The 14,858-nt window shown below is 63.7% G+C and carries 17 protein-coding genes and 1 pseudogene; 13 read left to right on the forward strand and 5 right to left on the reverse strand.

Annotation, left to right across the window (positions count from 1 at the left end; genetic code table 11):
* Nucleotides 1-247: 247 nt before the first annotated feature.
* On the forward strand, nt 248-1,552 hold the full coding sequence (locus ACVCNR_RS06835; protein WP_447074193.1) for an Ivy family c-type lysozyme inhibitor: 1,305 nt from the start codon (nt 248-250) through the stop codon (nt 1,550-1,552).
* Here the strand turns inward: ACVCNR_RS06835 and ACVCNR_RS06840 are convergent.
* From ACVCNR_RS06840 to ACVCNR_RS06850, 3 genes are read right to left on the reverse strand one after another with little or no spacing between them, the layout of a single operon-like run.
* A complete protein-coding gene (locus ACVCNR_RS06840) occupies nt 1,542-2,558 on the reverse strand; it encodes a tyrosine-type recombinase/integrase (RefSeq protein WP_019053426.1) in 1,017 nt (338 codons plus the stop codon). The genes ACVCNR_RS06835 and ACVCNR_RS06840 overlap by 11 nt on opposite strands.
* Nucleotides 2,555-3,469 carry a tyrosine-type recombinase/integrase gene (locus ACVCNR_RS06845; protein WP_019053427.1) on the reverse strand — a complete coding sequence of 305 codons (915 nt, stop codon included), beginning with the start codon at nt 3,467-3,469 and terminating at the stop codon, nt 2,555-2,557. The genes ACVCNR_RS06840 and ACVCNR_RS06845 overlap by 4 nt, the downstream gene beginning before the upstream one ends.
* A complete protein-coding gene (locus ACVCNR_RS06850) occupies nt 3,463-5,010 on the reverse strand; it encodes a tyrosine-type recombinase/integrase (RefSeq protein ID WP_026149763.1) in 1,548 nt (515 codons plus the stop codon). Before ACVCNR_RS06850 ends, ACVCNR_RS06845 begins: the two co-directional genes overlap by 7 nt.
* A gap of 53 nt (nt 5,011-5,063) precedes the next feature.
* Here ACVCNR_RS06850 and ACVCNR_RS06855 point away from each other — a divergent pair.
* The 3 genes and pseudogenes from ACVCNR_RS06855 to ACVCNR_RS06865 form a co-directional block, all read left to right on the forward strand.
* Nucleotides 5,064-6,944 (forward strand): annotated as a pseudogene (locus ACVCNR_RS06855) (strawberry notch C-terminal domain-containing protein); the annotation flags it as partial.
* A complete protein-coding gene (locus ACVCNR_RS06860; RefSeq protein WP_018429575.1) occupies nt 6,944-7,990 on the forward strand; it encodes a DUF7146 domain-containing protein in 1,047 nt (348 codons plus the stop codon). The pseudogene ACVCNR_RS06855 and the gene ACVCNR_RS06860, both read left to right, overlap by 1 nt.
* 314 nt (nt 7,991-8,304) lie before the next feature.
* Nucleotides 8,305-9,240, forward strand: coding sequence for a DUF2493 domain-containing protein (locus ACVCNR_RS06865; protein WP_026227533.1), 936 nt, complete (start codon nt 8,305-8,307; stop codon nt 9,238-9,240).
* 10 nt (nt 9,241-9,250) lie between these two features.
* Here the strand turns inward: ACVCNR_RS06865 and ACVCNR_RS06870 are convergent, their stop codons facing one another.
* Both ACVCNR_RS06870 and ACVCNR_RS06875 read right to left on the reverse strand, forming a co-directional pair.
* The gene (locus tag ACVCNR_RS06870) at nt 9,251-9,811 is read right to left on the reverse strand and encodes a flavin reductase family protein (RefSeq protein ID WP_018429577.1); all 561 of its coding nucleotides are present in this window, start codon (nt 9,809-9,811) and stop codon (nt 9,251-9,253) included.
* Nucleotides 9,795-10,079, reverse strand: a complete 285-nt coding sequence (locus ACVCNR_RS06875; protein WP_018429578.1) for a hypothetical protein — start codon at nt 10,077-10,079, stop codon at nt 9,795-9,797. Before ACVCNR_RS06875 ends, ACVCNR_RS06870 begins: the two co-directional genes overlap by 17 nt.
* 68 nt (nt 10,080-10,147) lie before the next feature.
* Here ACVCNR_RS06875 and ACVCNR_RS06880 point away from each other — a divergent pair, with 68 nt between their 5' ends.
* The 9 genes from ACVCNR_RS06880 to ACVCNR_RS06920 all read left to right on the forward strand — a co-directional run bounded on the left by ACVCNR_RS06880 (nt 10,148) and on the right by ACVCNR_RS06920 (nt 14,825).
* Entirely contained in the window at nt 10,148-10,315 is a 168-nt protein-coding gene (locus ACVCNR_RS06880; protein WP_447074194.1) for a hypothetical protein, read from the forward strand.
* 144 nt (nt 10,316-10,459) lie between these two features.
* Nucleotides 10,460-10,900 (forward strand): hypothetical protein, encoded by a 441-nt coding sequence (locus ACVCNR_RS06885; protein WP_447074195.1) that lies wholly within the window; start codon nt 10,460-10,462, stop codon nt 10,898-10,900.
* A 575-nt stretch (nt 10,901-11,475) separates the two neighbouring features.
* The gene (locus ACVCNR_RS06890; protein ID WP_018429585.1) at nt 11,476-11,805 is read left to right on the forward strand and encodes a DUF736 domain-containing protein; all 330 of its coding nucleotides are present in this window, start codon (nt 11,476-11,478) and stop codon (nt 11,803-11,805) included.
* A 189-nt stretch (nt 11,806-11,994) separates the two neighbouring features.
* Nucleotides 11,995-12,237, forward strand: coding sequence for a helix-turn-helix domain-containing protein (locus ACVCNR_RS06895; protein ID WP_026227536.1), 243 nt, complete (start codon nt 11,995-11,997; stop codon nt 12,235-12,237).
* A 126-nt stretch (nt 12,238-12,363) separates the two neighbouring features.
* Nucleotides 12,364-12,627 (forward strand): DNA -binding domain-containing protein, encoded by a 264-nt coding sequence (locus ACVCNR_RS06900; RefSeq protein WP_108609713.1) that lies wholly within the window; start codon nt 12,364-12,366, stop codon nt 12,625-12,627.
* 119 nt (nt 12,628-12,746) lie between these two features.
* Nucleotides 12,747-13,037: a transcriptional regulator domain-containing protein gene (locus tag ACVCNR_RS06905; RefSeq protein ID WP_447074196.1), complete on the forward strand. Its 291-nt coding sequence runs from the start codon at nt 12,747-12,749 to the stop codon at nt 13,035-13,037.
* Entirely contained in the window at nt 13,012-13,506 is a 495-nt protein-coding gene (locus ACVCNR_RS06910; RefSeq protein WP_018429588.1) for a DUF2285 domain-containing protein, read from the forward strand. The genes ACVCNR_RS06905 and ACVCNR_RS06910 overlap by 26 nt, the downstream gene beginning before the upstream one ends.
* A 138-nt stretch (nt 13,507-13,644) precedes the next feature.
* On the forward strand, nt 13,645-13,926 hold the full coding sequence (locus ACVCNR_RS06915; RefSeq protein ID WP_447074197.1) for a helix-turn-helix transcriptional regulator: 282 nt from the start codon (nt 13,645-13,647) through the stop codon (nt 13,924-13,926).
* 11 nt (nt 13,927-13,937) lie between these two features.
* Nucleotides 13,938-14,825, forward strand: coding sequence for a replication initiator protein A (locus tag ACVCNR_RS06920; protein ID WP_018429590.1), 888 nt, complete (start codon nt 13,938-13,940; stop codon nt 14,823-14,825).
* Nucleotides 14,826-14,858: the final 33 nt, after the last annotated feature.

Genomic DNA, 14,858 nt, shown 5'->3' on the forward strand with positions numbered 1-14,858 from the left:
GTTGAGCTCAACATTACACATATTCTTTGCAGTCGCAGTTTATGTCGAGCGTGGCGGCGGGAGGCGCAGGTTTCCTTCGGTTTTCCATGATTTCACTCCAGATAATTGCCTGACAAGGTTGAATGCTGGGGCCGTTAGGATTGTCGGCACCGCTGGAATGGTGCAGGTTGTAGAAAATCCCCGAGGCAGTCGTTCGTCGCTTTCAATCGAGGTCCCGATGCAAGGCTGTCCGCCATGGAGATCTGCCATGCCGAACAAACTGCCCAAGCGCCCCATTATCGTTTTTCTCGCAGGGATTTTTCTGGGCTTGCCCGGCGTCGCAGGCGCAGTGACATTGACGTCATTAAAAGGCATGGATCTCGAAGGAAGCTATGGCTCGTATGCGCCGCGTGGCGATTGCTCTCGAGGGGCGAGCCTTGAGATCAACGAAACCGGCTTTACTTTCAAAGCGTCTGGTCAGACTGTAAAAAGCACCCGGTTTGAGTACGCGGCTTCGTTTCTTGGCCCGACCTATGAAGGCGTTAGCGCGGTCTTTTTTCCTTTTCCTGTCAATGCCAACGATTTCGGACGCGTGATCTTGACGGTCAATGACGACGAAAAGCGAGGCGTAGTCCGCCTTGAAGCAGACGTCGCGCCTGGACAGCGCCTGGATCCGTTCAAGTCAGCGCTCGTGTCGCAATCCCCACTGCTCTTGTGCAAGGGGTCTGGGCCGGCATCTGCTGCTTCAAAAGCACCTCTGCAAGCAAGGCCAGTCTTGGGAAAACCGACGCCGCTAGCCTGGACCAATCTTGCGAGTTCCATAGGAAAATTCCAAAGTGATTCCGATCCCAACGGAATAGATCTTTTGACAAGTGGTCCGATAGCTGACGCGATACGTTCGCGTTTGGGCCGCAAAATAGACCTGCTGGCCAGCAATCTTTCGGCGATATCCGGTCTCCAACGACAAGGATCTCTCTATTGGGTTACGGGAAATGCGCCGCATCAAGGCGGTGTAGAGCAAGCCTATGTTTTGCTTGATGCAAATCGCCGTGCTGTTCAAATTGGCCTTTGGGAAAAGGGAAAGTTGACGGTCTATGCGCCTCAAGGAGGCCGCTTGCCCGAGCCCCAGGACATTGCTCGCCTGCTTATGGACAGCCCACCTGAGGACGCAGTGCCGCTGCCTGGGACTGCTTGGGAGGTCGTGCCGGTCCAAGGTCGCGCCCCAATGGCCTATGTCGATGTAGCTGCTTCGCCAAACATCAAGTCGTTTAGCCTGTTTTGTGAAGGCAACCGCCCCATGATGGCCATGCTCCTTAACAAGCCCGCGACGGTGCCGCGCGTTACGGTTACATGGAATTTTGCTGGTCGATTAATTGACATTCCGACCGGCCGCGCGAACGCTCAGAGCACGTTTTGGCAGGCCAACCTCACTGGTTCCCAACTCATTCCGATGCTTCTCCGTCAAAACGGTTCGGTTATGCTACGCATCAACGGCCGCCTCGAAGGCGAAGCTTTGTTGGCGGGAGCGCCACTGGCGCTTCGAACTGCGATGCGGACCTGTGTCAAATTTTGACATGACCTCCTGCACGTATTTCCTGAAGCATTGATAGTAGATCGTCGCTTTGCGGCTTGAAGCGCCCGGGCCTGATGGCGGGTGCGCCGTGAGCCGCGAGGATTTGCAGCTTCTCCTCGGGATCGGCGCGCAAATAGGTCTCGGTGCTCTGGATGCTGGCGTGGCCGAGCCACAATGCAACCTTGCGAATGTCCCCGGTCGCCGCGAGCGTGTGCATCGCACAGGAATGCCGCAGCACGTGCGGCGTAACCCGCTTGCCAAGGATCGACGGCTGCTTCGTTGCCGCGGTCTTGACGTGCTCGGCCAAACGGAACGCAAATCCGTCGCGGGTCATGGGCTGCCCGTTGGCATTGAGGAATATCTCGGCAGCTTGCGCGTCGGGCCGTATCGCAAGCCACGCGCGCAATACGAACTGGGTCTCTTTCCAGAGCGGCAGGACCCGTTCACGCCGACCCTTGCCCATGATGTGCACGGTGGACAGGGAGCGGTCCGGGAAATCGCGCAGCTGCAGCGTTACGAGTTCCGACACTCTCAGCCCGCCGGCATAGGCCAGATGCAGCATCGCGCGATCGCGGGTGCCAAGGCGTGTCCGGGGATCCGGGGCATCGAGCAAAGCCTTGATCTCGGCCCGGTCGAGGTAGTCGATCAGCGCCTTGTCGGTCTTCTTGGTCGGGATCGATCTGACGCGGAGGGCCAGATCCAGGCAGGCCGGAATCCGATACTCGATGTACCGGAAGAAGGACCGGATCGCAGCGAGCCTGCCATTACGGGTCCGCACGCAGCTGCCGCGGCCGGTCTCTACATGGTCCAGGAAGGCCATGATCATGTCGGGGCCGAGATCCTCGATCTCAAGATCGGTCGGCCGACGCTTCAGCCGATCGGCAGCGAACTGAACGAGGAGGACGAAGCAGTTGGCATAAGTCTTCACTGTGTGCGGGCTGACAGCACGTTCGCGTGGCAGATGCTCACGCAGGTATGCCGAGAGATGCGGAGCGAGCGCCGTCATGCCGCCTCTCCCCGGTAAAGCTGCTCGCTCGCAGCCGCAATGTCGCGCAGCAGCACCGGAGTGGCCTCGAGATACCAGTACGTGTTGGCGACCGACGCGTGCCCCAGATAGACACTGAGACCGGCCATGTGGTGAGCGATGGCCTCCCTGTCAGGTGGGCAGGACTCAAGGGAACGGACAGCGAAGGTGTGCCGCAGATCGTGGAGTCGCATGCCCGCCGTACCGGTTGGTCCACGATATCCGAGCTGCCGGGCCAATCTGACGAACACGACGTGGGCGCGCACCTTGTGCGGTGCCCGTCCCCGGATAGTGACGAACAGGTCGTTGCCCCTGGCCGCGTGCTTCTCGCGGAGGGCGAGATAGGCTTCGAGTGCTTGGCGCGTCGATGGCTGCAAGGCAATCAGCCGCTGCTTGCCAAACTTGCCGTTGCGGACGATCAGGCCATCCTCGACCAGATCTTTGCATTGTAATGCGAGGGCCTCGGAAATCCGGAGACCTGTCGCCGCCAGCAGCCCGAACAGGTAATGGTACGTGTGTGGGCTGATCGTGCCTTGGGGTGGAACGTCCAATGCAGCAGTCATGATCGCCCGCACCTGGTCCGGCTCAATGATGGTCGGCGTCGGGCGTGGCCGCTTGCCCCGACCGAAGACGCCGGCAGGCGGAACTTCGTGGCCTGAATCTTCGGCGTGAGCGAAAAGGCTGAAGTTACGTGCGGTGTCGAACCTCCGGCGGGCCACATATTGTGAGCTCGACGTATGGCACCAGTCGTAGATGCGCTGGACCTGAGTGTGCCGATCGCCGAAACCCCCGGCGTAGGCGGCGTACAGGCGCAGCATGCGTTCCTGTTCAGAGAACTTCAGCCCGAGGCTGCGATGCAGCGCCACGTATCTGGAAATGTGGATGTTCAGCATGACTGTTCTCCCGGCCAGGGCTGCGCGATCTTCATGAGCATCGGCAGATCGACCTTGGCGTAGATGGCAGTGGTCTCGGGCGAGCTGTGACGCAGGATGGTCCCGACGGACTCCAGGCCTGCGCCCGCGCGCAGCAGGTTGGTGGCAAGCGAATGCCGGAATATGTGCGACCCGGTCGGCACTCCTTCGATCCCACCGCGGTCGCGCGTACGAGCGACGATGCCCGCTATCTCAGCGGACGAGCGGAATGGCCGAAACGGTGCTTGTGCACGCAGGAACAGATGCTCTTCGGCGGCCTTCGGGCGGGCTGCCGCAAGATATGCCAGGATCGCGTCGCCAACATCCTGCGGCAATGGCAGGCGGTCCGGTCGACGCGTCTTGCCCTTGACCGTCAGGTGGCCGGATCGCCAGTCGATGTCGTCGAGACGCATGTTCTGAATATCGGCAGCCCGCAGGCCGAGCCTGGCGAGCAGGAGAATGATGGCCTTGTCCCGGACTTCCACCGGACGATCTGTCGGACAGGCCGCAATGATCCTCTCGATCGTTGCCGGGTCGACGTGGCGCGGCAGCGTCGAAAGGCGGTAGCGCTGTACTGATGGAACTGCATGCAACAATGCCGGCCGGCACTCGCCACGCACGACCAGAAACCGGATGTAGCTCCTCATTATCGTGACGAGCAGCGATGCCGACCCCGGCGTCTCCTTGCTTCGTCGTTGGAATGCGCTCCTGAGTCCGGCGGCATCCCATTGCGAAGGCTCGCCCAGCATTGGCATGAGCCGTCTGATATCGGTCCGGTAGCGCCGGATCGTCTCGTCCGTGGCGCCGCGGTGTTGCTTGAGCCATGCCAAGTAAGCCGACATGTGCGGGTCATCGTCCGCCACCGGTTCAACCAATGGGATGGCGCCCCGGCCTCGCAGGAACTCGACGAAGTGCCGTGCGCATCGCCGCCGCCGCTTGGTGCCCGTTGCGACCAACTTGCCCCGCTTGCGCCAGACCGGGCATCGGCAATCATGCGCTGCATAGTGGTCGATGATCGTGTCATCGATATCGATCCATTGGCGCCGCGCCATGCGAAGCCAGGCCACGAAATGCTCGGCCTCGGACCGATAGGCCTGTGCCGGTCCCTCGGCAAGTTGCAGGCGATCGATCGCATCGGAATAGTCGGCGAGGTGCCGTGGCAGATCGTCGATCCCGTCGTCGACTTCGACGTAGCCTTGATCTTCCAGGAACCGGACGAAGCGCCTGACCCTTGCTGCTTGGTCAGCCTTGTAGTGCGCTTGCTGCGCCGAATACCGGTGGCACCGGCACCCATGCTTTTCGAACCGCCGGACAGCCCGATCGTCAATCGTGCGGATGGCGATCCTATGCAGGCCCAGCCAATGCAGGAAATGGCGGACCGCCGCGCCATACAGAACCGCACAGCCTGACTTCTCGTCGAGCGACTGAGAGGAGAGGAATGTGGTGAGAAGGGTGCCGTGACTGGGCGGGTCTTCGACCCGGAGCGGGGCCGCTCGAAACGGCAATGATGATCTTGATCGCATGTTGGTTCCTTCGACTTGTTGAGGTCGAGGGAACCGTAATTATCTGGAGTGAAATCATGGAAAACCGAAGGAAACCTGCGCCTCCCGCCACCACGCTCGACATAAACTGCGACTGCAAAGAATACGTTCTGGATTACCTCGCCCATTCCTTCCCGGTGCAGCTTTATGAGCCCTTCACCGACAGCGAGGGCAACCTGTCGTCGCGGCCGGTGTTTCGCGAGGGCCAGCCGGTCGAAAGCCGCGACGCCGTTGCCCGTCGTGACCGCCTGATCGAGAGGCTCGCTTCGCTGCCACCCGTCCCCGGCGCGCTCGACCAGATCGTCCAGCGCTTCGGCACCGATGTCGTAGCAGAGGTGACGGGACGTTCGCGCCGCATCGTCCGCAAGTCGGGTGCCGACTCCATGACCAGCCCCGGCGGCATCGACCGCCTCGCCGTGGAGAACCGCGCCGGGTCGGCCAATCTGGCCGAGACGCAGGCGTTCATGGATGATCAGAAACGCATTCTGATCTTCTCCGACGCCGGCGGCACCGGGCGCAGCTACCACGCCGATCTGTCGGCGCGGAACCAGCGCCTGCGCGTCCACTATCTGCTGGAGCCGGGCTGGAAGGCCGACGCCGCCATTCAGGGCCTGGGCCGCACCAACCGGACCAACCAGGCGCAACCACCGCTGTTCCGGCCGATCTCGACGGACGTGAAGGCGGAAAAGCGGTTCCTGTCGACCATCGCCCGCCGCCTCGACACCTTGGGCGCCATCACGCGCGGCCAGCGCCAGACCGGCGGCCAAGGCCTGTTCCGGCCCGAGGACAATCTGGAAAGCCACTACGCCCGCGACGCGCTGCGGCAGCTCTACCTGCTGCTGGTGCGCGGCAAAGTCGAGGGGTGCTCGCTCCAGATGTTCGAGGATGCCACCGGCCTGTCGCTGATGGACTCCACCGGCATCAAGAATGAGTTGCCGCCGATCACCACGTTCCTGAACAGGTTGCTGGCGCTGACCATCGAACTTCAGGGCGTCCTGTTCACGGCGTTCGAGCGGCTGCTGAACGCCAAGATAGAAGGCGCTATCGCTTCCGGCAGCTACGACGTCGGCTTGGAAACGCTACAGGCCGAGAGCTTCATCGTCACCGATCGCCGGACGATCCATGTTCATCCCGGCACCGGCGCCGAGGCCCGGCTGCTGACCATCACCCAGCGCCAGCGCAACCGTCCCGTGACGCTGGCCGCGGCGCTCGGCCATCTCGATGACCCGGGCGCGAGGCTGCTGATCAACGAGCGCTCGGGCCGCGCCGCCGTGCAGATACCGACCACCAGCATCATGCTGGACGATGGCGAGATCGAACGGCGCGTGCGGCTGATCCGGCCGATGGAGGCGCACAACGTCCCCATCAGGATGATGGACGAGACCCATTGGGTGCAGGCGGAGCAGATCGCCTTCACTGCGGCATGGGATGCCGAGGCCGCCGAGGTGCCGGAATATGCCGATAGCACCATTCATGTCGTCAGCGGGCTATTGCTGCCGATCTGGAAGCGGCTTCCGAACGAATCGACTCGGGTTTATCGACTCCAGACAGACGACGGCGAGCGCATCGTCGGTCGCCGCGTCTCCCCCGCATGGGTGGCCGGCGCGCTCGCCACCGGCACGTCGACCCTGACGCCGGACGACGCCTTCATGGCGCTGATGGACGGCAAGACCATTCTCGATCTGACCGAGGGTCTTCAGCTTCGCCGCGTCCGGGTCATGGGCGCCAACCGCATCGAGCTGTCGGGCTTCACCGACCCCATGCGTGATCGCCTGCGGGCCTATGGCCTCTTTCACGAAATCATCTCGTGGAAGCTGCGGATGTTCGTGCCGACCGATACGACCGGGGCGGCCATCCTCGCCAAGGTGCTGGAGCGCCACCCGGTCGAACGCATCGGCGAGCGGGAGGCGGCGTGATGGCACGGCAGGACGCTTCCGAACTGGCGATCCGTCTCGGCCGACAGGCCGAGGCGGTGTGCCGCCACTATCTCTCCGCGGGACATCGCGAGGGCCGCTACTGGCTTGTCGGCGATGTCCGCAACACACTCGGCCGCTCGATGTTCGTGCGGCTGAAGGGCGGCGAGACCGGCAAGGGCGCCGCCGGCAAATGGACCGACGCCGCAACCGGTGAGCATGGCGATCTCCTCGACGTCATCCGCGAGAGCTGCGGCCTGAACGACTTCAAGGACGTCGCCGATGAGGCGCGCACCTTCCTGTCGATGCCGCATCCCGAACCGGACCGTCCGCATGACGGCGAGCGCAAGACACCTGCACCAGCCGGATCACCGGAAGCGGCACGGCGGCTCTTTGCCATGGCGCAACCGATTTCGGGCACACTCGTAAAGACGTATCTCCGCACACGCGGCATTACGGATTTGCACGGAACCGGAAGCCTGCGCTTTCATCCCCGCTGCTATTACCGGCCTGACGAGCACTCTCCGACCGAGACCTGGCCGGCGATGATTGCATCGGTCACCAATCTCGACGGGCGTCAGACCGGCGCGCATCGCACCTGGCTCGCCCCAGACGGATCGGACAAGGCCCCGATCGACACGCCGAGACGGGCGATGGGCGACCTCCTGGGCCATGCCGTCCGTTTCGGCGTAGCGGGCGAAGTGATGGCGGCGGGCGAAGGGATCGAGACGATGCTGTCGCTCAGGATGGCGCTGCCCACCATGCCGATGGCGGCGGCACTCTCGGCGGCACATCTCTCGGCCATCCTGTTCCCCGACACGCTGCGCCGGTTCTACATCGCCCGCGACAATGATCCGGCCGGCGACGGTGCGATGGCGACGTTGATCGAACGGGCGAACGCGGCCGGGATCGAGGCGGTCGTGGTGTCTCCAACCTTGGGCGACTTCAACGAGGATCTCCGTTTGGCGGGTCTGGACAGTCTCCGGGCAGCGGCACGGGTTCAGATCGCGCCACAGGACGTCGCACGCTTCATGGCGCTGGCGGCATAGGCCGGCAGGAGAATGCAGGCGGCGGGAGCACCGTCGTCGGCATCGCTCGGATGATCCCCAGGTCGGAGAGAACCGCGCCCCGGCCTTCGAGAGGGCGATCGGCCAGCAAACGGCCCGGACCCGCAATGCCTGCGGCGGACTATTTTCCGGCGCGGCCGAGAGCCGCTTTCCATCGCGAGGCAAAATAGCCCGCCTTCGTCATCCTCCGCTGTGCTCCGGCCCTCCGCTCCGCTGCGGATGCAGGTCCGGCCCGCCCGCCGGCTTTCGTCGCCATGAAGGCCGCGAGGGTCGCGGTCGAACCGACGGAGCATCCCATGAGCGAGCACGACGACTACGAACCGCACCACGCCTCTTCACCCACCGACCATGTTCTCAGCGAACTCCAGCTTTACGGCTACCGTCCCTTCACGGATGAACCCGATCCCCGACCGCTTCCGGAAGGCGACCATGTCGCCGGCGCCATCGCCGATATCTTCGACGCCCTGATCGTCACTCTGGAGGACACCCGCCTCGAGCCCGACCTCGACGATCTCCTCTGGTCGACGGTCAACGTCTTCCACCGGGCCAACGAACGGATCGAGCGCGAGCTGGACGACAACGAGCAGGCGCAGCGCCGCGGCCAGCGCGAACAGGACGGCAGCGAAGTGAAGGCCGTCGAGCTGGAACGCCTGACGGCCGAGGGCCAGACCATGATCGAACGCCGCAACGCGTTCGAGTTGATGCGCGACCAGGCCGCCGAGCACTACGAGCGCCACACCGGATCGAACTGGCGACCGCGCAGCGGATCGATGGTCAACCATCGCAACCTGACCTCGGCGATGATCGACAGCCGCGACTTCCTCGCCGCCAAGAAGCGGGCCGACAATCAGGTGCTGCTGCCCGCCGGTCCGAAGATCGCCTTTACCGGCGGGCTCGACTTCAACGATCACCACCTGATCTGGGCCAAGCTCGATCAGGTCCACGCCAAGCACCCCGACATGGTGCTGCTGCACGGCAAGTCACCGAAGGGTGCCGAGAAGATCGCGGCGAAATGGGCCGACACCCGCAAGGTGCCGCAGGTCGGCTTCGCACCCGACTGGACGAAACACGCCAAGGCCGCACCGTTCAAGCGCAACGATCAGATGCTCGACATCCTGCCGATCGGGGTCATCGTCTTCCCCGGCACCGGCATTCAGGACAATCTCGCCGACAAGGCGAGGAAGCTCGGCATCCCGCTGTTCGACTTCCGCCCGAAGGGAGGTGGCGCGTGAGCGCCGCCTCTCACAGCATCTCGGGTCGAAACAGCGATCTGCGGCTGATGACCTTGCCGGACACCACGAACACGCCATCGCCGGTGTAATGCAGCGTCTCGGGATGCTTTGGCGACGTGGCGACATGCGCCTTCGCTACCTCGAAGATGAAGAAATTGTACTTGTCGACCAGCGCGTCGTCGTGAAGGCGGCATTCGAAGCTGGCATGGCATTCGCCGATCAACGGCGCATCGACCTTGCTCGCCTCCTGCTGCGTGAGATTGAACTTTGCGAACTTGTCGACCTCGGCCCCCGACGTGTTGCCGATCCCCACCACGGTATCGGTCAGCGCCGTCGTCGGCAGGTTGACCACGCATTCCCGGCTTTCGCGGATCATGCGGTGGCTGTGATTGCCGCCGGAGATCATCAGGCCGACCAGAGACGGCGAGAATTCCAGGATCGTGTGCCAGCCGAGCGTCATGATGTTGGTCGCGCCCCGCCACTTCGACGACACCAGCACGATCGGGCCGGGCTCCAGATAGCGCCGCACCTGGCCGACGGGGAAGTCGATCTTCTTAGGCAACTTCGGCACGGGCGTCCTCTTCAGCTGTTGGGCTTTGCACGACCATACCCGCCCATGTCGGCAGCATCACGACCGGCAGCATGGCGACGATGCTTCGGCGCGAAAGCATTGAACGGGCGATCCCATCATGGCCCCGGTCATGGCGGAAAACCATCACCCGCTTCCATTGCGCTGATCCTTGGTCCAGCCGCTGGCCTGACGCCATCAACCCGTAAAGGGTCGGACTACGCAAAGCGTGCCGCCGCTCCGGCTTTGCCTGCGCGGTGATTGCGGCCATCGGGCGGACACATCGGGCGCCTGTCGCGCGGGAGATGGTCTCCCGCCTCCAAGACAGGAGCCGGTCAGATGTCCCTCGATCAAGCTCACGCCTTCGCCTTCAGCCTCGCCACCACCCTCATGGTCTCCATCGTCATCTTCCAGGCCGGCGACGGCACCATGGGCGTCATGCCCGCCGGCGAATATGACGGCGATTTCGCCGCCATCGTTCACGAGGTCGATCCCTTCGCCCGCTGACCACGGGCAAGGCGTCACGGCGGCAAGCGGAGATCCCATGGGATTTCCGCTCCCGTCCTGCCTTCTCTTCGGCTATACTGGCAACGCGCCGTGGTGGTGGTGGAGGCGCGACCGTCAGACCTTTATCTCACGGAGAACACCACCATGGTTTTCATCGGCATCCTCTCCAGCATCGCGGCGATCGGCGCTCTGTGCTGGCTGCTGTTCACGCTGGCCGTCTTCGCGCTGCCGTTCTTTGCTGGCGTCAGCGCCGGCACATGGGCCTATAGCACTGGCGCCGGCTGGCTCGGCGCGATCCTCGTCGGCCTCGTCGCCGCCGCGTTGACGCTCGGCCTCGGCCAGTTCCTGCTCGCCTTCATTCGTCCGCTCTGGATACGGCTCGCGATCGCATTTGCCTTCGTCGCGCCTGCGGCGCTCGCCGGCTACCACGCGACGCATGGCATCGTGAAACACACCATGCCCTCCGACACCTGGCAGATCATCTTCTCCGTCATCGGGGCAATCGCCGTTGGCGCCACGGCGCTGATCCGCGTGACAGCGATGGCCGCGCCCGGGCCAACCGGGCAGAACGTCGCGCGCGCCTGACATCGTTGCCGGCGGCGGCAGGACGGCGGGTTGATGTCTTACGTGTCGCGCTCCCCGTCGGCAGGGTCGTTTGTAATCGCGTTGATCGGATCGCCGGCGAGCCCAACTGACGCGCCATGCCCCCGGTGACAGTGTTGCGGGCTATGCCGTGACAGCGCACCGACGGTGCGAGTGCCGGGAGGAGGCGATCCCGTGTGCGACGGGCTGGAGTCGGCGGCACGTAGCGTCTGGCGGAGCTGGTTTGAACCGCGGTGTCCGGCGTGGTCACGGTCTTATCGGTCCGGGACGGTCGCCACGTTCTCCTGTGATGCGTCTCTGTCAGGTCGACCGCTCCAAACGGCCTCTTCAATGGGCTGATCTGGCCGAAGGTCGGCTGCGCCTCGATCGCCTATGCCGCAACAGCGGCGTCGAAACTTTCTTCCCCTGCCGGCTGCGCCGTCATTCCTCGCGAGCCAAGAAAGCCCCTCCTTTGCTGTCAGGCCCCTGCGGGGTGCGCCGTCAATCGCCTCCGGCCTGTCGATCGCCATCGAGGCCGCAATGGTGCGGGCTCGGAACAGAGTTCAAGGAGAACTACCATGGCGACCATCGGCACCTTCAAGAAGACCGGCAACAACGAGTACACCGGCGAAATCGTCACCCTCAGCCTGCAGACCAAGAACGTCCGCATCGTCTCCGAGGCCCGCGCTACCGGAGAGAACGCCCCCAGCCACCGCGTCTTCGTCGGCCGCGCCGAGATCGGCGCCGCCTGGTCCAAGACCTCCAACGAGGGGCGCGCCTATCTGGGCCTGAAGCTCGACGATCCCAGCTTCAATGCCCCGATCTACGCCAACCTCTTCGACGACGAGGAAGGCGAAGGCTTCAGCCTCATCTGGTCCCGCCCTAGCGGCCGCCGCAACGGCGAGTAAGGCCAGCGCGACGCCCCGCCCGGACAATCCGGGCGGGGCCAAACGCCTGACGGTGGAGCGAATCACCTCTGGTTCTGGACACCGGAATCGCGCCCGCTAAAGCCAGAACCGCTGGTCTTTCCTAGCAAGAACGACTATTATAGCCGTAGTTCTGGCGTACGCGTAGGTCCGAGTGGGAGGTGATCATGCATGATCACCGCCCGACAATCACGGGCCGCACGCGCGTTGCTCGGCTGGACACAGGAGACGCTCGCTGACAAGGCCCGGGTATCACTGACCGCGTTGAAGCGCCTTGAATCCGACAGCGGGCTCGAGGTGTATGAATCAACACGCGATCAGGTCCGTCGAGCCTTTGAAGGCGGTGGCATCGTCCTGCTCAACTCCGGCCAAAGCGTGGGAGTGATGCTGGTTGGTGACAAGGACAACCCTTGACGACTTTTTCGGGCGAACCCGCCCGACCATCCTGATTTTGCGTCAAACCGCGGCTGTGTGGCGCGGGATATCATTACGGTTAACAAACCGCTCCAAATTGGATACGAATGACTCGTGGGGCTCATCGTGACCAACGCAGAATATCTGGACGAACCGCCGCTCGGCGCGGCGCTCACCGCCTATGACCAGGCGCATCTGAAGCTGTACCTGAGGCTGCTCGACGCCGAGGCGGACGGCGCGACCTGGGAGGAAGTCGTGGAGCTTCTCTTCGGCCTCGATCCCGCAGCGGACCCCAACCGCGCAGCGAAAATTCATGCCGCTCACCTCGCTCGCGCGAAATGGATGACCGAGAACGGCTTTTGCGAGCTTCTCGGCCCCCGCCTCCATTGAGGTGATGCAGAACCTGCATCACGTTGATCCGACTTCGTTCTTCCCACGCCACGCTCAACTTGGGATCGTGACCGCTGCTTGACTCGCGTTGCGTCATAATTTCGCGGAGGCGGTGGAGGATGTCCGAAGATGAAAGTTGGCGGTCTGAGACCGCCTACAACTATATCGACAATCTAACTCCGGGTGACCTTTCCTGGGAATTCCTGCGCCGAAACCCCGACTACCGGAAAGCCTATCAGGAGCTTGTGTCCAGCGGCCGACTCTCACTCGAAACGGCCGAAGAATTTGCGAACCTATGGGGGTTGCGATTTCGGCGCCGACCCTCTCATCGCGGCTCATGCCCAGCAGATTTTTTGGACCCCTCAAGTCGATCCGTCGGCAATAATGTTCGCCGCAGGTCCGCGCCCTGAAGGGTTTTCCATCACTGCCGACGAGTTACGCCTCCGTACCATATTCCAGCACGACCCTGCTCATCTCAGGCTCGATATCCGCGGCGAGCAGTATGACGTCACGCTCGCGGACCCGCAGGACGAGAACCCGCTCGCGGCGATGGTCATGTTCGATGACCTCACACCGGATCGACAGACCGCGCTGACCCGGTTCTGGAGCGCGATCAAAGGCAAGCGCGTCCCGAACGACCCTCGAATGACGCCGCAGCGCCGCGAGCGCGCGCGCCAAATGCTGCGTGCGGTCGATGGACGTCGTGCTGGCGCGACATATCGATCGATCGGGGAGGTTCTGTTCCCCGGTCATAGAATCGACGCCGCCTCCTGGGCCGGGGACGCGCTGCGCGAAATCACGATCCGGCTGGCGCGCGACGGCGTGAAACTCGTTGAAGGCGGCTACCGCTCCCTCCTGCGCCGACCCCGCCGATCATAGCCCGCCATCGACCGCCTGCGGCGTGTCGAAACTAGATTCCTATCTCCGACATCGTCCGACCCACCGCCTTCACGCCACCGTGCTCTCGAACCGCCGCCTGACGGCAGCGGCCCCCGATGAGACCACGGAGGCTCGACAATGGCCGATACGACCGCCGGCATCCCGCCACGCTACCTGCGCACGCAGGAGGCCGCTCGCTTCCTCGGACTGTCCGAGCGCACACTGGAGAAGCACCGCACCTACGGCACCGGCCCGTCTTACAGGAAGCTCGGCGGCCGAGTCGTCTACGCCATAGAGGATCTCCAGACGTGGGCCGATGGCGGCCTCGTCAGTTCGACCTCTGATCCGCGCGGCACGGTGCTCCCCGCCAAGCGGCAGGAGCCGTCGGATCGCCGCTTCGCCGGCCGCCAGCCGCGCTGAGACGACACGCCATGTCGTCCCGTCACACACAGCACGACGAGCGTGCGCAGCTCGATCTGTTCCGGGCGCTGCCCGGCGATCTCGCGCCGCGCGACGCGCAGGACCTCATGGCCTATCCGTTCTTCTCGCTTGCCAAGTCGAAGCGCCTGACGCCGATCGACTTCAAGGCGGGTTCGGTGAAAATCCGTGTCGAAGCCGTGCCCGAGCATGGCATGGCGACGATCTGGGACGCTGATGTTCTGATCTGGGCGGCCTCGCAAATCGTCGAGGCCCGTGACGTCGGCCTGCGCCCGTCACGCCTGATGGCGACCACGCCTTACGAGATTCTGAACTTCATTGGACGCGGTGTCTCGCTGCGCGATTACGACCGGCTGAAGGCCGCGCTCGACCGCCTCCAGTCCACCACCATAGCGACCTCAATCCGCCAGCCGACCGAGCGGCGGATGCACCGCTTCTCCTGGATCAACGAATGGAAGGAGCGAGCCGATCACCGCGGCCGCCCGCTCGGGCTCGAACTGATCGTGCCGGACTGGTTCTACGCCGCTGTCCTCGATGACGCGCTCGTCCTGACGATCGACCGCAACTATTTCCGTCTGACCGGCGGGCTGGAGCGCTGGCTTTACCGCCTCGTGCGCAAGCACGGCGGCAAGCAGGAGCACGGTTGGAGCTTCGATTTCCCGCATCTGCACGCGAAGTCCGGCAGTCTCTCACCGCTCAAGCATTTCGCCTACGACCTGCGCGACATCGTCCGCCGCCAGCCGCTGCCGGGCTATCGCCTGACCATCGAGCAGTGCCTCGGCGGCCCCGAAATCCTGTCCTTCGTACCCACCGATCCTGACGCGCTCGGCATCCCGCGCCGCCACCGCCGCTCGACAACTCGACCTGGGGATAAGCTGTGAATCATCTCGTGCTATCAGGGACCGGCGCTATCG

Source organism: Aquamicrobium terrae, from assembly GCF_052978165.1.